The organism is Priestia abyssalis (assembly GCF_002019595.1).
Taxonomy (GTDB): Bacteria; Bacillota; Bacilli; order Bacillales; family Bacillaceae_H; genus Bacillus_BA; species Bacillus_BA abyssalis.
On sequence record NZ_KV917369.1, the window covers coordinates 3,055,653 to 3,073,390 of the forward strand.

Sequence of the window (17,738 nt, forward strand, 5' to 3'; positions counted from 1 at the left end):
CTGTAAGCTTTTTAGAACCCTAGGCCTAGCCTAGGGTTTTCTTTTCGATAACAAAAAAGCCCCTTTCGCCTTTGGCGAAAAGAGCTTTTAACGGCTTTTCACTAATAATTGAATTGCTTCTTCTACAACTTTGGATGTATCTTCTCCGGCTTCTTGTTTTTCAATCAAACATTGCTCCAAATTCAGCGCCACGATTTGAGCGATGGTACGATCCACCGCACTTCTTATCGCTGAAAGCTGAGTGACGACATCTTTACAGTTTTTGTCTTCTTCCATCATACGCAGAACTCCCCGTACCTGGCCTTCAACACGCTTTAAACGGTTTTTCGTTTGGTCCGTATAGTTCATCTCTGTTCATCCTTTCTATATTATTTGATTCCACTTTAACTGGGCAGTTCCCCCATTCGTTAAAACTTTAAATCGATGCTTTCATATATCGGTTCTGATCATGCGCACACCAATACCCCTTCACATCATAACCATGCTTTCTTAACTGCCGAATGCTTAAATTTCGCAAAGTGCGATCGGATACGACCACCACGACTTCTTTTTTCGGAATGTCATTATGCTGCCTGGCCAAGTATGGAAGCGGAATGTGAATAGCTGAATCCATCGGCAAATGCTTCGCCTCATGAAAATCACGCACATCAACCAAAACAGCTTCACAGCCTTCATGAAATTCGGAAATTCGCTTTGTTCCTCTTACCGGAACATACCGTCTATATAAAAGCGGCAACATTGCTAACAATACGACAGCTATTACCATACTCATGTTTCGTTTCCCCCATCAACAAGACCCTATCCTGGAAAGATAGGGTGTATTATGTCTCATTATACCAACTTGGGTATTTAAAAATCAAAATTTTTGTTCTCTTTTATTCTGCATGAATGAGAAATAAACCGCTTTTATCTGTAAGCGCCCATGCCGCCTGATACATTCGTGACTTGATAGCCGCTTTTCTTTAATAAACTGCAGGCGCGGGAGCTTCTCATTCCGCTTTGGCAAATGACCACGATTTCTCTATTTTTCGGTATCTTGTCCAACTTAGCGGGAAGCTGGTTCAACGGGATGTTAACAAACCCGGGAATCGAGCGCATCTTGAATTCGCTCGGTGTCCGAACATCCAAAAAGTATTTATCTTTCTTCTGCTTTAAATACTCGTTTTTCAATGTATGTGTCGAAATGGACGGTGTACGAAACTTTTTTAACCAGCCAAACATCATGCTCACCTCTATTTAATTACTTATACCTGTATAGGTATAATAAAATAAAAAAAGATGTTCGTCAAGCTCTTCAACTATTCGGTTTCCCCTCCTTTTGGATCAATAGAACTACTATTCAACCTCAGCGAATTTATAATTAAGAAGGAGAAAAACCGTATTTTCGCTACACTATTCTTTTCCTTCTGTTTATGGCTTAACGGCCAACCGTGTATAAACACGATGGTCTTGCTCCTCCTTGGATTAATATCTTCTACATATATATTTACATCTGGTTCTACTGCAACAAAGTATCCCATGCCCATTCCTCCATTTGGTTTCCACAATAAGATATCCATATTGGCAAACATAAATGAATACTTATCCACGTGGCAGGCCAGAGAAAAGAAAAAATGAGAAACACCTATCATAATAGAAATGAAAAAGATTAAAATCCTGGCTGTTAGTGAACTACAGTGTTCGATAGTTGAATAGGAACACCATTTCTGCAATTTGCAAATGATTAACTACTCGTACTTCTTTATCCACCTTTGAAGTGGGAATGCCAATAAATGAGGGAGAATTCTTACAGGAAAAAGATATATCCAATAGCTTCCTCTTACTTTTAAGAAATTTATTTTTTTAAGAAAAGAATCGCTTATTACAGTTATTAATATAGGGAGAATTCCTAACCATTTTTTCTTTTGCTCCAATAAATAAGTTGTGAAGACAGTTTCGACAACAAGGTAGAGTTTTACAAAAGCGTAGTGATAATACCATGGTTGTGTCGTAAACAATATAGGTTGATACCTGAACCTTTTTAACACAGAAAGTAAAAATAACAAATTCATGTAAATTACGTGAAACGCATTATGGAAAGTCATTTTTAAAATAACTTTGTTCCCATTCATAATCCCCTTATACCAAGCATCACTTATAAAAAAATAGGTAAATATTAGAATTGAAGTATAAGCTGTACGCCACCAATTGTTTTTATAAATTTTTAATTTTAAAAAACAACTTTCAATTAATGTAAAATACATAGTAAATAATAACTTTATTTTCCATCCAAACTTAAAAGTTGAAATAAATATTGCAGCTGAGGGAACAAATAATGCTTGAGACAAAACAGACCCAAATGAGTTATTTTGTTCTTTGTTTTTTAAAATATTCGTTTTATATTTATAAGCTTTCAATATATACAGTGGATATTCCAAATGAAAAGCTAATCCAACAATAGATAAAAATGTGAGGAAAACCGTTTTTCTGTTTTTCTTTTTATAAAAAACATAAAACAAAAGAAGGGTATGAACAATAATTAGTCCTATATAATAAAATTTGTTGTTGTGATCTTTCTTCTTAATCACCATTTTTTCCCCTTTGTTTGATTTCAAGTATCTTTCTTATAAAAATATGCCCTATGTATGCAATAACTATAATTTTAAAACGAATTAAAATGGCGAGTACGAAAGAAACATTCGCTAAATTCACGCCGCTGTCAAAACTCATAAACGATGTAACTCATTAATCATAGCTCTATGGCCTGGCACATTAAGCTGTAAGATCTCCTTTGGATTTAGATTTGTTAGATGTGCCTTTTCTTCTGCAGCCTTCTGTAAATCCTTGTAGATCGGCTTGGCTTCTTCTAGGCTAAGTGCTTCCTTTAAGTATCGCAGCATTTCGTGTAGTTGCTGCATGATGGGAAACACATCAAACATTTCTTTAGCTGACTCTGGATGTTCCTTCCAATCATTTCCATTTAAATATACTTTTCCTCAAGGTGTATTCCTCAGTTGGAGGACCTCATGTAGAAGACGATTGAAGCTTATTGTTCTTCAACGTCCATCCAAATTATAAGAAAAAGAAACCCGCTCCTTAAATGGAACGGGTTTCTCTTTCTTATAATCTATCAGATTTTGAGGCGGTTCATTCGACATACACTTCGAGTGGTGACAGGCACCGCATTAACTACAAACCGCTTCTTTTTGGCTTAGACCGAGCGTCTCCGCTGTTGAAGTATGAATTTCTTGAAAAAGCTCTGGGTTTTCCACTAGTGACACGCCATAAGAAGGAATCATTTCTTTTATTTTCGGTTCCCACTCTTTCATCTGTTGCGGGAAGCATTTCTCTAATACTTCAAGCATAACGTGAACGGCAGTAGAAGCACCCGGAGAAGCGCCGAGCAATGCAGCGATCGAGCCATCAGCGGCACTCACCACTTCTGTACCAAATTGAAGCGTTCCTTTACCGCCGGCTTCCGTATCTTTGATCACTTGCACACGTTGGCCCGCTATCACTATGCTCCAATCCTCGCTTTTGGCGTTCGGAATAAACTCGCGTAATTCTTCCATGCGCTGTTCATTCGATAACATCACTTGCTGAATCAAGTATTTTGTCAATGCCATCTCTTTTACGCCTGCGGCCAACATCGTGAAGACATTATTCGGTTTGACGGAACCAATCAAATCCAAATTTGAACCCGTTTTTAAGAACTTTGGCGAGAAGCCGGCAAACGGTCCAAACAGTAACGACTTTTGGTTATCGATATATCGTGTATCAAGATGCGGAACAGACATGGGAGGAGCACCAACTTTAGCTTTACCGTATACTTTTGCATGATGCTTCTCTACCACTTCCGGATTGTTGCAGACCATAAATAGTCCGCTTACCGGGAATCCTCCGATATGTTTTGACTCAGGAATACCTGTTTTTTGCAGCAAAGGCAGACTTCCGCCTCCACAGCCGATAAAGACGAATTTTGCCGTATGGTATTCGGTTTTACCGCTATCGATATCATGCACTTTCACTTCCCATAAGCCGTCGCTCGTACGTTTAATATCCTTGACACTATGTTTGTAGCTGATTTCCACGTTTTTACTCTTTAAGTGGTCAAACAACATGCGTGTTAAAGCGCCAAAGTTGACATCCGTCCCAGAGTCGATTTTGGTTGCCGCCATCGGTTCATTCGATGTACGGCCTTCCATGATAAGCGGAATCCATTCCTTCAGTTTTTCAGGATCATCAGAAAATTCCATGCCTTGAAACAGAGGATTGTTTGACAGCGCTTCAAAACGCTTTTTCAAAAACGTTACATTTTCTTCCCCTTGTACTAAACTCATATGAGGTATTGGCATGATAAAGTCCTGCGGATTACGAATCAGATTGCTGTTAACAAGATAAGACCAAAACTGTCTTGAAAGCTGAAACTGTTCATTAATTTTTATCGCTTTGCCAATATCTATCGATCCGTCCGATTTTTCACTTGTGTAGTTAAGCTCGCACAGTGCCGCATGCCCCGTTCCTGCATTATTCCATTCGTTAGAGCTTTCCTCTCCTGCATTTGCGAGTTTCTCAAACACTTTGATTTCCCATTCCGGTGCTAACTCTTTCAGTAATGATCCCAAAGTCGCGCTCATGACTCCGGCACCAATTAAGATAACGTCTGTTTTAGTTTCTTGGTTGCTCATTTTTACCATCCTCATCCCCTATATTTGCAAAAAAGTGTCGACGCTCCTGCTTAGATGTCAAAAAAACAAAGCCCACCTAGGAACACACCTTTTCTGTCTAGTTATAACTCTATTATAATCTATTATAATTAGTTATAGATTAAAATTTCTACTATTATCTGATAATTATAAACTATTTAAAGCTTATAAAGAAGACAGAAGACCTTCGTCTTCTGCCTTTCCCCTCTTATTTTGCTCCAAACACTGACGAATACAGCTTATACCCGCTACCCAAGTTTTTCACCTTTAAAGCCGAAAAAATCTTCTTTAATCTCTCTTCGCTTATAGGACCGACGATGCGGTGCCTAATCACACCTTCTTTATCGACGACATAACTCGTTGGAATCGTATCCGCTTTGTATATAGCATCTGCTTTTCCCATTTCATCATACACAACAGGAAATGTGAGCCCGTTGTTCTCTACAAAGCGGCGGACCGTCCCTATATCTTTGTCAACATGGGTTAGGTTCACAGAGAGTACGACGATATCCTCCTCTTTATGCTCTTCATAAAATTTCTGAATGTGGGGCATTTCTGCCCGGCACGGCGGACACCAGCTTGCCCAAAAATTAATGAATACATGTTTTCCTTTAAAACTCGACAAGGATACTTCTTCCCCTTCACTCGTTTTCAACTGAAAATCGGGTGCTCTCTGCCCGGGTTCAATGCCGGTCTCCGCTTGTGCTGCCGATATGGATGATTCTCTTTTGGATATATTTCCATATTGATCAACGAAAAATAGGGTAACCGATAAGACAAGAAGCCATAAAATGATTTTTTCTTTCATATCTTCTCCTTTTTGAGCGACACATTGTGAAATAATATTGAAAGCAGCGGAAAGAGGATCGCAAGCCATATATCTGCCAGCGGCGCTTCACCAGGTAAATGAAACAGCAGCCCGAAAATCAGGAAGGCCGCTCCCGCTTTTTGCGGCAGCCGGCTTTTTCCGTTCGCTTCCCACAGCCAGACCAGTATAAGAAGTGTCACAGCCGCAAATGAAATAAGAGTCAAAATCCCTTCTCCCCGTACGAAGCCATTTAATAATAAAAAAAGACCGTAGGCTGCTGTCCCAAACACCATGAGAGCTTCACTTAATGAACGCCATAATTGTTGCTTGTTCGATTCCCGAATGACATAACCGATACTCACAAGCGCTCCAAGAATAAAACCCTTTATGCCTCCTGAAAAGTACACAATAGATAAAACATGTGCTCTTATGGTTTGAAAATCAAATAGAATGACACTGAGTTTCCAGACGATTCCCCACACAAACAAAGCATTCATGATGACCTCAACGCTTTCCGGGTTTATGTGATGCTGCTTTGCATACCATTTCATCATGACCCATCCGCTTAACAAGGCAGCCAGCGCCAATACCCACTGCAGCGGAATCGTCAAATTTCCAAATTGTAAAAACTGCAATCGCCCCCCCCTTTACTCTACTGATAGCCTAAAAAGATTGCTTTTTAAGCTATCCTCATGCTTACATCTCACGTACCCAGTAGTTGATTTTCTCCGTCAGTTCTTCAGCAGTATCCGCTGACACCTTCTGTTCAAGCGAGAACTGGATGCGCTGCTTGAACGATTGAATGTCTTCTTCGTAGCTCATCATGACAGACCACTCAAGCTGCGGCACAGCAATGAGCGTTTGCTGCTGCTTTTTATCTTCATATACATACACATTTTCGATCAATAACTCTTCATGACGTATATTGGCTTTTCTAATTTTCATGATTTGTTCCACCCTTCATCGGCTTCAATGATTTACGATTACCATAATAGCGTGAAACATTCAAAATCGCTATATGTTTTCTCCTATCCTGCACAAGTCATAAAAGACTCGTATTTTTCTAACTATACGTTTATAATAGAATGAAAATGACCAGTCAGTCATTTTTTGTGTTGTATTGCATTCGAATTTCACTCATTGGTCAAAGAAAATATCTCATTTGGAGGGATTTACCATTATGGAGACCAATTCCAACAAAGAAAATAAAGTGAAAAAAATTAAATTTGTAGAGGAACTAAAACAAAGAGGAGTCAAAATTGAACTGACAAAGCCGCGTGCCGCTTTGTCCCACCTCCTTTTGTCCGTTGTCCCTGTGAATAATTTTGAGAAAAACTTCATAAAGTGACATTTTTGTGTAAAATGGAGAGTAACAAGTTTTTCATGAGGACGTGACAACGAATGAGCAACAAACAAACACGAATTATTGAAACGGCAATGAAACTCTTCTCACAAAAAGGGTATCATTCCACTTCCATACAAGAAATTGCCGAAAACAGCGGGATTGCGAAAGGATCCATTTACAATTATTTTTCATCCAAAGAAGATTTATTCATGTCGATTTTCAAGCATTATCATGAACGGCTGTTCAATAAAGTATCTGAAATCGAACAGAATGAGACATTATCGGATCGTGATATGTTTGCGGAACAGCTTTACATTCAATTTCAACAGTTTTTATCGCAAAAAGATTTCATTCATATGCAAATGCGCCAACAAATCATTCAAGTAAACGATGAAATTCGCAACTATATGTTTAAAGCCCGGGCCGAAATGCTCAACTGGTATTGTCAGCGAATCCGCCAACTATATGGCCCTAAAACGGAGAAATCCATCTTTGATTTGGCTACGATTTTATCAGGCATGGTAAGAGAATACATGTTTTATATGATCGTGGAAGATAAACCGATCGATTTAAAACGGCTCGCTCACTATATCATCGCCCGTTTAGAAGATATTGTAGAAGGATTGAAAGACAATCAGGAACCCTTGCTGGACAGCACGATAATGGATAATTATATTCATATACACGACCATCAGAAAAAGCAAGCTTCCACGCACTTACTACATATTTTGGAGCAAATTGAAACCCTGTCTCAGGAAGCAGAACTCGATTCCGATAAGAAAGAAAAAGCCTGTTCTTCCATTAACGCATTAAAAGAGGAAATAAAGGAAAATGCGGAAAACTCCAAGCTCGTCGTCGTGGAAAGTCTCCTATTCTTTTTACGGCACTTGGACATACCTGAAGCGGATAAGTATTTGGATGAATGTTCCAAAATAGCAAAAACACATTTCAACAAATGACTGAGTGGTTAGGTAAGATTCTTGAGCCGATGCCATCATCGCTTGTTAATAGAAGGGCTCCAGGATCATCATGTTCCTGGAGCCCTTCTAAATTATTATAAAGGAAACCTAGTCCTACTGCCCGTTAATGCAGGATAAACCCTTTCTTAATGAAAAATATCAAACCAAATTTTGATGGATGTCCCCATAATGAGCATGGCCAAAACCATTTGCAGCGATTTCGTGTCCGTTTTTTTGCCAATGGCCGCACCAAGCGGCGATGCTATCATGCTCGCCAGTACGATACATAGGGCAGGTGCCCATAATACTTGATTTGTTGCCATTTTCCCGATAGTCGTACCGATTGATGATAAAAGCGTAACCGCCAGGGAAGTCGCGATGGTGACCCTAGTTGGAATTCGCAGTACAATCAACATAATCGGCACCAGCAAAAAGGCTCCTCCCGCCCCTACTATACCGGCACTGACTCCTACTAAAAAGGCCAAAGCCGACGTTTTAAAAACAGGAAACCAAATATCCTCCAATGGAATGTCCTCTTTTCCCTTTTTCGGCAAAAAAAGGAGGATCGTGGCCGCAGTGGCCAAAAAGGCATAAATAACATTAATGGTCCATTCTGTGAAAACGGTCGAGATTGAGCTGCCAATCAGCCCGCCTATGAGTACACTCGAACCCATATAAACGATAAGCGGTTTATGTAGAAAGCCGGCGCCCCGGTATGCGAGCATTCCCGCACTTGAAGCAGCCAACGCTTGAATGGCCCCAATTCCCGCCACATCATGTGCTTCAAATCCTGTAAACCCTAACGCTGGCGGCACAAATAAAAGGAGCGGATACAAAACGATCGATCCGCCGATTCCAAGCATTCCTGATAAAAAAGAACTCATAAATCCAAGTACAAACACTGTCAGAAGAAAAGATAGTGTCATGCTGTCACTTCTTTCTATTTTTAACTCCACGTAAATCCTGCAGCATGAGTCAAAATCACTCGTGCTGTAGGATTTACGCATAAGCAGCTGCCAATTTCCCTACGGGCCCTTGCCAGCCGCTCATATAAGAACCTTTGTAAGCTAACTCAAGATGAAAACACAAGAAAATCACTAAAGATAAATGTTATTTAGATGGCTAACTTTGCCTTATTTTCTCTACTATCATATCTTATATACCTAAATACGCCTACCCGTTTTACATATCTTTTACAAAGGAACTTGTACAATACATTTTAATAAAAAAAGCCGCCACCGTCCTTTTCATTAAAAGGACGAGGTGACGGCTTTAGGAATCTGTTGTTCGATAAATTGTCCGCATCGCTTTGCAATCAACTCTTTGTCATAATCCATGGATGCAACATGGTATGAATTGAATAAGGATACCATCTCTTTTTTGGCCGAACCGATATGCTCGAGGAGATAATCTGAATTCTCAGCCGGAACAACATGATCTTCGATCGATTTAAAGCATAAAACAGGGACCGTAATCGATGGCAGCAATGTAGGCGTGAACTTCATCAGTGCCTGTAATTGATGGATGGCTGTTAACGGAGCCTTGTCATACGTAATTTCATGGATACCCTTCTCTTTAATATCAGGAGCGGGTTCATCCACAAATCGCGGTTCTGTTTTATCCTCTAAATAGTTAAACCCGGGAACGCTTAAAGCGGTGTTAATCAACATGATGCCTTTAATATCCGGATATTTATGGGCGAGCTTTAATGTCAGCGTCCCTCCCATGGACTGGCCGACAACGAAAATCTCCGTGCAGCGCAGCTTCAACCATTCATATCCTTCTTCGAGGCTGTCAAACCATTCTTCATGATGGCAATTTTCTAAGTCTTCCTCATGTGTGCCATGCCCTTTCAATCTCGGGGCGAAAACAGTGTAACCGAACTCCGCCAATGCTTCACCTAAAAACTGCATACTTTGCGGCGTGCCCATAAAACCGTGGGAAATTAATACCCCTATTTCGTTTCCTTCCCAATAAAAAGGCTCGGCTCCAGGAATCACTGTGTATTTTTTCATTCTTCCATCTCCTCTGTCATCTCTTATCTTTATTATTCCTATAAATATACTATGAATTAAAATAAAAAGAAAGGTTAATTTTCTCATTTCTTAACAAATTTTGTTTATCCTACGAAAAACGGACGATTCATGAACACTCGCAAGAGCTTCCATGAATTGTCCGTTTTCAGTTTAAGATAGAATATCAAGCCAGATTTTAATAGAAGTGGCCACAATGAGGCCCGCCAATAAAAGCTGAAGCACTTTCGTGTTTACTTTTTTCCCGATATTTGCTCCCAACGGAGAAGCGATCATACTTGCGATGATCATGACGGCCGCCGGTAAATAGTCGACTTGGCCCGTCGTTATTTTACCGATGGTGGCACCGATGGAAGAAATGAATGTAATCGCGAGTGAAGTTGCAATCGTCATGCGTGTCGGAATCTTTAAGACGACAAGCATGATCGGCACTAAAATAAACGCACCCGCTGCCCCGACAACCCCTGCGCTAATACCGACGAAAAAAGCCGATAATGCCGCAACCCATTTATTGAACTTCACATGATCAAGCGGAATGTCATCCAAATTTTTCTTTCGTATGAACATCATCAACGCTGCCATCGTCGCTAGAACAGCATAGACGATATTGATCGCTTCTTCACTTAACAGTTTGGAGCCATAGCCGCCGATAAAGCTTCCGACTAAAATACTGGCTCCCATATAGACGATGAGTGTTTTATTTAAGTAACCGCCTTTTCGATAAGCCCACACACCCGCAATCGTTGCAAAAAATACCTGAACGGCGGAAATTCCGGATACTTCATGGGCGCTAAAAGCGGCAAACCCTAACATTGGCGGAAGATAAAGCAGCATCGGATACTTGATAATAGAGCCCCCGATTCCCACCATTCCCGAAATAAAAGAACCAATAAATCCAATAAGAAAAATAGTAATGGTAAACCCAAGATCCATACTGTCACCTCATTCATTTCATTTACATCAACTTTTTTTGATGAAAAATTTTTAGCTTTTTATAAAAGGTTGTTTTCGCAAACTTTGTGGCTATTTAACAAGTAGTGGGGAGTGGTTGATTTCCGCTCCAATCAACCTTAAACGCTTATCTTTTAAGAAACCTATCTAAAAACAACAATCTTTTAGAAAAGAGCCTTATAAAAAAACATGTGTCTCTGTCAAAAGTTTCTCGTGTCATAACAAGAACATAGCATAAATAATACATTTTTTACGGAAAGGATCCGTCACTGAATCCCATGCTTTTAACGAATTTCATGCCAGATCCTTTCGGAAGAATGACTGAAAGGGATGCTCTTCATCCCTTTCAGTCATTCTTCTATTCAAGCTTTTTTGATCCAGAATTTGTATACGCCGTCTTCTTCTGTATCTTTTACTAATTCATGGCCTGTTGAACTCGCCCATGCAGTTAAGTCATTTTTAGAGCCTTTATCTGTTGCATGAATTTCTAGAATTTCACCGCTGTTAATTTCATCGATCGCTTTTTTTGTACGAACGATCGGCATTGGGCAAGCTAATCCTTTTGCATCTAATACTTTTGTTGATTCCATGTTTACATTCCTCCGTTAATTTATGTTTATTTTTATATTAGTTCTTGGCAACGCGCTTTTCTTAGCCATGTACGGCACAGCGGTTTGGTCCGATTTCCATTTCGCGCTGTTCGTCTTCTGATGGAGTGATTTTCCCCATGTTCGTTTGGCGAATTTCTTGATAGCTGTTTGGCTGCGGCGGCAGGTTTTCTGTCACCGTTTTGCGGAACTCGTTTTCATCCTCGATGTTCAAGCCTGGATTTTTCGCGAATAAGTCCCCAAGTTTTGCGGCTACTTCCCCGTTATCGCCAAGCTCGGAGATGAAGCCAAAGTGAGCCGGCAGGACGATTAACTCATTTGATAATTCTTTATAACGATTGTACAGGGTATTGCGAAGGTCACTTACCCAGTCTTCCGCTTTTCCGGCCAAATCCGGACGTCCAATCGATTCGATGAACAAAATATCGCCTGTAATTAAATATTGATCATCAATGATTAAAGACGTGCTTCCAATCGTATGACCTGGAGAATATAACGGCTGAATCGCAATGTTCGTTGTACCGACTTTAATATCCTGACCTTCTTCCAGCTTGTGATAGTCGAAAGTCACTTCGCCCGCATCTTTTTCAGGTAAGAAATAGTTTGCGCCTGATTTTTCAGCGAGCTTGCGGCCGCCTGAAATATGATCCGCATGTAAATGTGTATCGATCGTCGCGATGATTTTCGCATTGCGTTCTTTCGCAAAATTTTCGAATACTTCTGTCGTTCTTACCGTATCAATGACTGCCGCTTCTCCGTTTGATTCAACATAGTAAGATAAGCAGCCTTTTCCGATGCGAACGAACTGATACACTTCTCCGCCGTCTTTTAAGTCGCCTAGTTTGACCGGTTCCAAATGCTCACTCCACGCCCTCATCCCGCCTTGAAGATAAGAAATATTTTGAATGCCTTGTTCGATCAACATTTCAGCTACCATGATCGATGAACCTTCTTTTGCACAAATGACGACGATTTCTTTGTCCTTTGGAAGCTGGTCCAAAATAGTTTCGACTCCGTCCAATAAATCGAAGTAAGGAACATTGATAATCTCAACACCTTCTCCTTCTACTTTCCAGTCATCAAAATCGCCCTTATTACGGACATCTAAAATGAAAAACTTTTCTTTGCTGATTACTTTTTTCGTCAATTCACTCGCTGTAAGTGCTCGAAGTGTCATGCTTATTCCCCCCTGTTTCTCCTTCAAATTATTCGGTTTGACCTGTCCAGTCACGCATGCCAGGTACGACATTGATTAATTTTTTGAAGCCTTGTCTTTTCATCGTTTGAGCGGCCATTTCACTTCGGCGCCCTGAATGGCAAATGACATAAATTTCATCTTCTTTATTTAGTTCACCCGCACGTTTTTCCACTTCGCCAAGCGGGATATGAACAACACCCGGAATGTGGCCTGCTTCATACTCATCCAATTCACGAACATCCAAAATATGGATCGGTTCATTACTCTCTACTTTTGTCTTAAGTTCATCCAGTGAGATTTCAGGAATGACCGTCGGTTCAGCGGATGCATTCGTTCCGCTTTTGCGAAGGAAATGATGCAGTACATCTCCTTCTTCTTTTGTTCCTAAGTACTCGTGACCTGTACTGTTCGCCCATGCTTGTAGATCGGCTGTTGATCCCTTGTCAGTTGCTTGCACTTCCAACACCTGACCATCTGCTATTTCTGCCATCGCTTTTTTCGTGCGAACGATCGGCATTGGGCACGCAAGCCCTTTTGCATCCAATACTTTATCTGCTGTTATATTCATCATTTCATCCCCCTTATTCGATATCTCCAGTCCAATTAGACATTCCGCCCGCCATGTTTTTCACCTTGAATCCTTTGCCTGCCAACCACTCACAGGCAAGGCTGCTTCGGTTACCGCTCCGGCATACGACGATGTATTCCGTATTCGGATCCAATTCGTTCGTACGCGTCAGCACTTGGCCAAGCGGAATATGTTTTGCACCGGGAATTTTCCCTGCAGCAACCTCTTCTGCCTCGCGTACATCGATGATTGGCAATTGTTTGTCTTCTTTTAATGCTTTTTCTATTTCATTTGGCAAAATTTCAGGAAACATAATGAAACCTCCCGATGATAGTTTGTGTCACTTCATTTACACAAATACCCATACAGGTATAATTCAAACTAAAAAAAATTCCTTTGAGGTTGACTCGAAAGGACGCAAACCAGCCCTTTCGAGTTAACCTCCGCAAAATGGCCCATTTTGCGTAAAAAGAAAATCATCATTTTTTCGACCTTATGGGACAGCCTCTATGGCTTAGATGAATAAGTTGACGTTTCCGTCAGCCGCCTCACCGAGGTAAGCAGCGACACCGCCAAGCTCGACACCATCCAGCAATTCTTTTTTTTTGATTCCCAATAAATCCATTGTCATCGTGCATGCAACAAGCTTTACACCTTGTTCTTGCGCCATTTCAATCAATTGCGGCAAAGGAATGGCATTATGCTTTTTCATAACGCTCTTAATCATTTGCGGCCCCATGCCCATCATGTTCATATTGGATAAAGGCAACTTATCGGCGCCTTTTGGCATCATCCAGCCAAACATCTTTTCAATGAAGCTTTTAGATACCGGTGTATTTACCGTTTCTTTTTTTAATGAGTTCAATCCCCAGAACGTAAAGAAAATCGTTACGTCGTGGTCATATGCAGCCGCTCCGTTTGCGATAATGAACGCTGCCATTGCTTTATCATAATCACCGCTGAAAAGGATGATGTTCGTTGATTTCTTTTCCATCGTTTCACCTCATTGTTATACTATATGGGGTATTAAAATCTTCGTTAAAACCCTTTACCGTAACCCCTATATGTATATTAATATACCCCGATAGGTATGTCAACATATTTCTTTCAAAAAATATTCCTCTGCGGTATGGATTGAGAAAGACTGCCAAATAATAAAAAACAAAGAAGCCCTCATTTCAATACTCGGGGCAAATCCAAAAGTGAAAGTAGGAAATTCTCTTTTTAGACTCCTCTTATTTGAATGGAGAAATGTCATACATCTGCATCCATTATAGAAGAAAGGAAGCGAAGGCACGCAATGAAAAAAGTAATGGTTCTGTTCATGTCCCTCTTTTTCATTCAAGCTTTTCCTGCAGCCGGTGAAACGGAAAGCACAATCGATTATGATCATGAGCATTTATATGTCTTCTTGGAAATGACGCAGCAAGAGTATGATTCTCTATGGCAAGAAGGAAAAAGCATGGCGGAAATCGCGGAGAGTAAAGGTGTTTCTGAACAAGAATTGCTTCGTTACCTCCTTGATAAAGAAGTGGAAGCCATGCGTTCTGCCTTAAACAGCGGCGAATTATCACACGTGCAGTACATCCAAAACATTTTACGATTGAAAGAAACGCTTCTCCATAAAATTCACGGCAACCCTCATCAAGAAGATGAGAGCGAAAAAGTTTCCAATGAAAAAAATGAAGGATAGGGAGGTTCCTCCCTATCCTTCATCTTTTTCATTGGTTTTGCTGCCATGTGCAGCTTGAAAGCCTAAATAGTATTTATATGTATGTTTAATCTTCTGCCATACAATATACCCCACAATGTATCAAAAGCAGATTATTGAGATAAATAATGATCAATGAGCATTTTTAATTTATTTATGTCTTTAGCCATTTCATGGGTTTGTTGAGTTTGAATCATTAATAGCAATGCATCGATGTACCATGATATCCTTTATGGGCAAATAGCTTCATCGCCGATTCAATGATGGTATTCTTTCGACTCACTCCGTTCCCTTCCTTTAATGCATTCATTTGTACCGTCTACTCTATCATGTATGTGATAAAATGAGAAGGAAATCCTTGGAGGGCATATTTCTGCCTTTACTCCATTACGCTTTAACTCTTCAATAAACTCTCTCCTCACTGCCAACTGTATCACCTCACCTTTTAAATCTTTCTATGTATATATGGAATGAGTATTTTTTATCTGCTAGTTATCAACTTCCCATATAAATAGACGTTGAAACTATGAAAAAGTTACAAGTTTTTTGGGGAATGAAATCTTTTTTGTGGGTAATTGATTTTGAGGCTGAATCGATGTTTAAGAGGAATCATCTTTAAGATTTCTTTTGTAAAGATTTCAATAAAGCCATTGGAAATTCCTTCTTTCAATTTTCGCACACGGCGAAAAATTTTTTCGGCCATACGAAAGCGGGATGAAAACATCCTCTAGAAAAAAACATTTTTATACGCAATACTTCTGTCTATAATAGAAAGAAGAAAATGGAAGGAAGTGTGATGGATGAACAGTCTTTTTCAAACGGAACGGCTTTATTTCCGCCATATGAAGCATGATGATATGGATTGTTTATTGTCTCTTTTTCAAGATGAAAAAGTTATGGCATACTACCCTTCTAAGAAAAATCGGCGAGACACGCTGGAGTGGATTGAATGGACACTAAAAAATTATCGGTCTTATGGAATTGGACTATGGATTCTCGAACTGAAGGAAGAACGGGAATTTATTGGGCAGTGCGGACTCGTCCCGAAAAAAATAGACGGAAAAGTGGAAATTGAAATTGGCTATTTGCTCGCGCAAAAGTATTGGAACAAAGGTTTGGCAACAGAAGCGGCCAGTGCCTGCCTCCGATATGGACTGCATGACTTATCGTTCAACCGAATCGTTTCTCTCATTGATCAATCGAACCTCCCTTCCATACGGGTCGCAGAAAAAATCGGCATGACGTTTGAAAAAAATGTGAGCAAATGGGAAAAAACACTGAGGATGTACAGTATTTCTAAAAACCACTTTCTCTTCTATAATGAAAAGAAGGAACGGCAATGAGAAAATGCGTCCCTTTTTCGTATTACATCTGATCAACCACATTATTCTCTATCTCTTGAGGAGGAATAAATATGATGAATGAAATCATCAGTGTACGCCCTTACTAAAGGGGCGTACGTTCTAAACCGCCGTCCATATTAGGAGGTTTAGAAATGAGAATGTATTTATATATAAAAGCCTTATCCGATTTCAGTTCACGGATGCAATTTATTGCGGTCACGAGTTTACTTGTATCCATACCCGATGCCGCTTTCTATTTAACAGTGTACTTTATGGCGAGGCAGCTGGCCGGAATGATGGCGGGACCCCTTGCCGGTGTTTGGGCGGATCGTTACTCACGGCGACATTTAATGATCATCGCGGAATGGCTGAGTGCTTTGTCTTTAGCGATATTGCTTGTGACATCCCATCCTTATGCGATTGTGGCTTCGGCTTTTTCGTTGGGCATCACCTATACCGTATTTGACGTCAGTTTTCGTGCCGCTTTGCCGGACATGATGAGTGAGGAAGGCATCCTCTCAGTCAATGCGCTGCTTGTGCGTTTTTCTTCCATCATTAGCATTACGGGCTTTGCGTTAGGCGGAATGATCCTTCAACTTTCCTCTTATAAAGTGCTCATCTCATTTGACATCTGTACGTACATGATTTCTGCCGTCGTGTTAATGAGGATGACATGGGAAAAAACAGGCAGCGAAACGGATAAGGTAAGCAGCATCCAGACAACGTGGAACTGGCGAAACGTTTTGAAAACAAATTCCCTGCTCATGCTGCTGGTGCCAGCATCGCTTCTTTATCCATTAGCCGCTTCCGCCTATCAATACGGCCTTCCTTTATTGGCCGGAGATACGGAAAGTCCCGGCTTATATAACGGATTCCTTTGGTCAAGCGCAGCCGTCGGAAGCTTGATGAGTTCCTTTTTCCTGCAAAAAAGAGTGCATCTTTCAAGCGGACTTTATGTGACGACGTTATTATTGTTTGCTTTTTCCCTTATGTTCACATACAGCGTTCCCCTGTCTTTATGGACATTTAGCGCCCTGTTGTTTGCCGGCTTTTTTGAAGGCCGCTGCCAAACATATTATTACAGCTTGCTGCAGCAAACAGATAAAACGATCCGCGGCCGGTTGTTTGGGATGCATAGTGTAAATACGCGTCTCGGTTATTTCGCAGGCTTTTTAGTCACCCCTTTTATGGCAGAGGCTTTTTCGGTCGGCTTTGCCGTCATAGTCGTTCAAGCCATTTTGGCTGCAGCCATTCTTTTGGCATTCATAATCCATCGCCGATCTGGGGATAGCTAAAAGAAAAAGGGGTGAACGATTTTGCGAAAAGACGAAAAACGCGAAGAAAAACCGGCAGTCGCACCAGGTATGAGTGACCGTGAAGAATTGGAAGCGAACGCAACGGAAGAAGAAATCGAACACGGGGATTACACGAAAGTCGTCACGATGTCTTTCGATGAAGTGGATCCTTCTTAACGGCAAAACGCTGGCAATAATGCCAGCGTTTTGCCGTTAAAAGAAAATTTATTAATC

24 protein-coding genes are annotated in these 17,738 nt (G+C 40.6%); 6 read left to right on the forward strand and 18 right to left on the reverse strand.

The genetic code is table 11. From position 1 onward, the window contains the following. Positions 1-87 precede the first annotated feature (87 nt). The 9 genes from BK575_RS14650 to BK575_RS14695 all read right to left on the reverse strand — a co-directional run bounded on the left by BK575_RS14650 (position 88) and on the right by BK575_RS14695 (position 6,438). Positions 88-348 (reverse strand): metal-sensitive transcriptional regulator, encoded by a 261-nt coding sequence (locus BK575_RS14650; RefSeq protein ID WP_078411039.1) that lies wholly within the window; start codon positions 346-348, stop codon positions 88-90. A gap of 67 nt (positions 349-415) precedes the next feature. Beyond that, positions 416-772: a rhodanese-like domain-containing protein gene (locus tag BK575_RS14655; protein ID WP_078411040.1), complete on the reverse strand. Its 357-nt coding sequence runs from the start codon at positions 770-772 to the stop codon at positions 416-418. A gap of 134 nt (positions 773-906) precedes the next feature. After that, positions 907-1,224, reverse strand: coding sequence for a rhodanese-like domain-containing protein (locus BK575_RS14660; protein WP_078411041.1), 318 nt, complete (start codon positions 1,222-1,224; stop codon positions 907-909). 503 nt (positions 1,225-1,727) lie between these two features. Continuing rightward, positions 1,728-2,570: a hypothetical protein gene (locus tag BK575_RS14670; RefSeq protein WP_139368044.1), complete on the reverse strand. Its 843-nt coding sequence runs from the start codon at positions 2,568-2,570 to the stop codon at positions 1,728-1,730. Between the two features lie 135 nt (positions 2,571-2,705). Next, positions 2,706-2,897 carry a hypothetical protein gene (locus BK575_RS14675; protein WP_139368045.1) on the reverse strand — a complete coding sequence of 64 codons (192 nt, stop codon included), beginning with the start codon at positions 2,895-2,897 and terminating at the stop codon, positions 2,706-2,708. 267 nt (positions 2,898-3,164) lie between these two features. Next, positions 3,165-4,667 (reverse strand): malate:quinone oxidoreductase, encoded by a 1,503-nt coding sequence (locus BK575_RS14680; protein WP_078414798.1) that lies wholly within the window; start codon positions 4,665-4,667, stop codon positions 3,165-3,167. Positions 4,668-4,893: 226 nt separating this feature from the next. Then, entirely contained in the window at positions 4,894-5,493 is a 600-nt protein-coding gene (locus BK575_RS14685) for a TlpA family protein disulfide reductase (protein ID WP_169907820.1), read from the reverse strand. Beyond that, positions 5,490-6,128 carry a hypothetical protein gene (locus tag BK575_RS14690; protein WP_078411046.1) on the reverse strand — a complete coding sequence of 213 codons (639 nt, stop codon included), beginning with the start codon at positions 6,126-6,128 and terminating at the stop codon, positions 5,490-5,492. The genes BK575_RS14685 and BK575_RS14690 overlap by 4 nt, the downstream gene beginning before the upstream one ends. A 61-nt stretch (positions 6,129-6,189) precedes the next feature. Further along, on the reverse strand, positions 6,190-6,438 hold the full coding sequence (locus BK575_RS14695) for a YueH family protein (RefSeq protein ID WP_078411047.1): 249 nt from the start codon (positions 6,436-6,438) through the stop codon (positions 6,190-6,192). 235 nt (positions 6,439-6,673) lie between these two features. On the opposite strand from BK575_RS14695, the gene BK575_RS28655 reads away from it, so the two are divergent. After that, positions 6,674-6,841 (forward strand): hypothetical protein, encoded by a 168-nt coding sequence (locus BK575_RS28655; RefSeq protein WP_169907448.1) that lies wholly within the window; start codon positions 6,674-6,676, stop codon positions 6,839-6,841. A gap of 53 nt (positions 6,842-6,894) precedes the next feature. Next, positions 6,895-7,797: a TetR/AcrR family transcriptional regulator gene (locus BK575_RS14700; protein ID WP_078411049.1), complete on the forward strand. Its 903-nt coding sequence runs from the start codon at positions 6,895-6,897 to the stop codon at positions 7,795-7,797. Positions 7,798-7,943: 146 nt separating this feature from the next. Here BK575_RS14700 and BK575_RS14705 read toward each other — a convergent pair whose 3' ends face one another. The 8 genes from BK575_RS14705 to BK575_RS14740 form a co-directional block, all read right to left on the reverse strand. Continuing rightward, complete coding sequence (locus BK575_RS14705) at positions 7,944-8,723, reverse strand: sulfite exporter TauE/SafE family protein (RefSeq protein ID WP_078411051.1); 780 nt, start codon at positions 8,721-8,723, stop codon at positions 7,944-7,946. Between the two features lie 324 nt (positions 8,724-9,047). Then, positions 9,048-9,812, reverse strand: coding sequence for an alpha/beta hydrolase (locus BK575_RS14710; protein WP_078411053.1), 765 nt, complete (start codon positions 9,810-9,812; stop codon positions 9,048-9,050). A 171-nt stretch (positions 9,813-9,983) separates the two neighbouring features. Then, positions 9,984-10,763 carry a sulfite exporter TauE/SafE family protein gene (locus tag BK575_RS14715; protein ID WP_078411055.1) on the reverse strand — a complete coding sequence of 260 codons (780 nt, stop codon included), beginning with the start codon at positions 10,761-10,763 and terminating at the stop codon, positions 9,984-9,986. 380 nt (positions 10,764-11,143) lie between these two features. Then, positions 11,144-11,371, reverse strand: coding sequence for a sulfurtransferase TusA family protein (locus BK575_RS14720; RefSeq protein WP_028397793.1), 228 nt, complete (start codon positions 11,369-11,371; stop codon positions 11,144-11,146). Between the two features lie 61 nt (positions 11,372-11,432). Beyond that, positions 11,433-12,566 (reverse strand): MBL fold metallo-hydrolase, encoded by a 1,134-nt coding sequence (locus BK575_RS14725; RefSeq protein ID WP_078411057.1) that lies wholly within the window; start codon positions 12,564-12,566, stop codon positions 11,433-11,435. Between the two features lie 28 nt (positions 12,567-12,594). After that, positions 12,595-13,158 (reverse strand): sulfurtransferase TusA family protein, encoded by a 564-nt coding sequence (locus BK575_RS14730; RefSeq protein ID WP_078411059.1) that lies wholly within the window; start codon positions 13,156-13,158, stop codon positions 12,595-12,597. 10 nt (positions 13,159-13,168) lie between these two features. Beyond that, positions 13,169-13,468: a rhodanese-like domain-containing protein gene (locus tag BK575_RS14735; RefSeq protein ID WP_078411061.1), complete on the reverse strand. Its 300-nt coding sequence runs from the start codon at positions 13,466-13,468 to the stop codon at positions 13,169-13,171. 201 nt (positions 13,469-13,669) lie between these two features. Further along, positions 13,670-14,149, reverse strand: coding sequence for a DsrE/DsrF/DrsH-like family protein (locus BK575_RS14740; protein ID WP_078411063.1), 480 nt, complete (start codon positions 14,147-14,149; stop codon positions 13,670-13,672). Between the two features lie 306 nt (positions 14,150-14,455). On the opposite strand from BK575_RS14740, the gene BK575_RS14745 reads away from it, so the two are divergent. Then, the gene (locus tag BK575_RS14745) at positions 14,456-14,848 is read left to right on the forward strand and encodes a hypothetical protein (protein ID WP_078411065.1); all 393 of its coding nucleotides are present in this window, start codon (positions 14,456-14,458) and stop codon (positions 14,846-14,848) included. A gap of 214 nt (positions 14,849-15,062) precedes the next feature. Here the strand turns inward: BK575_RS14745 and BK575_RS28100 are convergent, their stop codons facing one another. Beyond that, positions 15,063-15,176, reverse strand: a complete 114-nt coding sequence (locus BK575_RS28100; RefSeq protein WP_235867391.1) for a TetR family transcriptional regulator — start codon at positions 15,174-15,176, stop codon at positions 15,063-15,065. Between the two features lie 490 nt (positions 15,177-15,666). On the opposite strand from BK575_RS28100, the gene BK575_RS14750 reads away from it, so the two are divergent. The 3 genes from BK575_RS14750 (at position 15,667) to BK575_RS28660 (ending at position 17,681) form a co-directional block, all read left to right on the forward strand. Beyond that, positions 15,667-16,209: a GNAT family N-acetyltransferase gene (locus tag BK575_RS14750; protein WP_078411067.1), complete on the forward strand. Its 543-nt coding sequence runs from the start codon at positions 15,667-15,669 to the stop codon at positions 16,207-16,209. 152 nt (positions 16,210-16,361) lie between these two features. Then, positions 16,362-17,504, forward strand: a complete 1,143-nt coding sequence (locus BK575_RS14755) for an MFS transporter (protein ID WP_078411069.1) — start codon at positions 16,362-16,364, stop codon at positions 17,502-17,504. Between the two features lie 21 nt (positions 17,505-17,525). Further along, the gene (locus BK575_RS28660; RefSeq protein ID WP_169907822.1) at positions 17,526-17,681 is read left to right on the forward strand and encodes a hypothetical protein; all 156 of its coding nucleotides are present in this window, start codon (positions 17,526-17,528) and stop codon (positions 17,679-17,681) included. Positions 17,682-17,738 lie beyond the last annotated feature (57 nt).

Coding starts and splice junctions, on each gene's coding strand:
- BK575_RS14725 (WP_078411057.1), bottom strand. CDS start 12,566: ATGACACTTCGAGCACTTACAGCGAGTGAATTGACGAAAAAAGTAATC.
- BK575_RS14670 (WP_139368044.1), bottom strand. CDS start 2,570: ATGGTGATTAAGAAGAAAGATCACAACAACAAATTTTATTATATAGGA.
- BK575_RS14680 (WP_078414798.1), bottom strand. CDS start 4,667: ATGAGCAACCAAGAAACTAAAACAGACGTTATCTTAATTGGTGCCGGA.
- BK575_RS14655 (WP_078411040.1), bottom strand. CDS start 772: ATGAGTATGGTAATAGCTGTCGTATTGTTAGCAATGTTGCCGCTTTTA.
- BK575_RS14650 (WP_078411039.1), bottom strand. CDS start 348: ATGAACTATACGGACCAAACGAAAAACCGTTTAAAGCGTGTTGAAGGC.
- BK575_RS14660 (WP_078411041.1), bottom strand. CDS start 1,224: ATGATGTTTGGCTGGTTAAAAAAGTTTCGTACACCGTCCATTTCGACA.
- BK575_RS14735 (WP_078411061.1), bottom strand. CDS start 13,468: ATGTTTCCTGAAATTTTGCCAAATGAAATAGAAAAAGCATTAAAAGAA.
- BK575_RS14675 (WP_139368045.1), bottom strand. CDS start 2,897: ATGCAGCAACTACACGAAATGCTGCGATACTTAAAGGAAGCACTTAGC.
- BK575_RS14700 (WP_078411049.1), top strand. CDS start 6,895: ATGAGCAACAAACAAACACGAATTATTGAAACGGCAATGAAACTCTTC.
- BK575_RS14710 (WP_078411053.1), bottom strand. CDS start 9,812: ATGAAAAAATACACAGTGATTCCTGGAGCCGAGCCTTTTTATTGGGAA.
- BK575_RS28100 (WP_235867391.1), bottom strand. CDS start 15,176: ATGAATGCATTAAAGGAAGGGAACGGAGTGAGTCGAAAGAATACCATC.
- BK575_RS14705 (WP_078411051.1), bottom strand. CDS start 8,723: ATGACACTATCTTTTCTTCTGACAGTGTTTGTACTTGGATTTATGAGT.
- BK575_RS14685 (WP_169907820.1), bottom strand. CDS start 5,493: ATGAAAGAAAAAATCATTTTATGGCTTCTTGTCTTATCGGTTACCCTA.
- BK575_RS14755 (WP_078411069.1), top strand. CDS start 16,362: ATGAGAATGTATTTATATATAAAAGCCTTATCCGATTTCAGTTCACGG.
- BK575_RS14715 (WP_078411055.1), bottom strand. CDS start 10,763: ATGGATCTTGGGTTTACCATTACTATTTTTCTTATTGGATTTATTGGT.
- BK575_RS14730 (WP_078411059.1), bottom strand. CDS start 13,158: ATGATGAATATAACAGCAGATAAAGTATTGGATGCAAAAGGGCTTGCG.
- BK575_RS28655 (WP_169907448.1), top strand. CDS start 6,674: ATGGAGACCAATTCCAACAAAGAAAATAAAGTGAAAAAAATTAAATTT.
- BK575_RS14750 (WP_078411067.1), top strand. CDS start 15,667: ATGAACAGTCTTTTTCAAACGGAACGGCTTTATTTCCGCCATATGAAG.
- BK575_RS14695 (WP_078411047.1), bottom strand. CDS start 6,438: ATGAAAATTAGAAAAGCCAATATACGTCATGAAGAGTTATTGATCGAA.
- BK575_RS14745 (WP_078411065.1), top strand. CDS start 14,456: ATGAAAAAAGTAATGGTTCTGTTCATGTCCCTCTTTTTCATTCAAGCT.
- BK575_RS14740 (WP_078411063.1), bottom strand. CDS start 14,149: ATGGAAAAGAAATCAACGAACATCATCCTTTTCAGCGGTGATTATGAT.
- BK575_RS14720 (WP_028397793.1), bottom strand. CDS start 11,371: ATGGAATCAACAAAAGTATTAGATGCAAAAGGATTAGCTTGCCCAATG.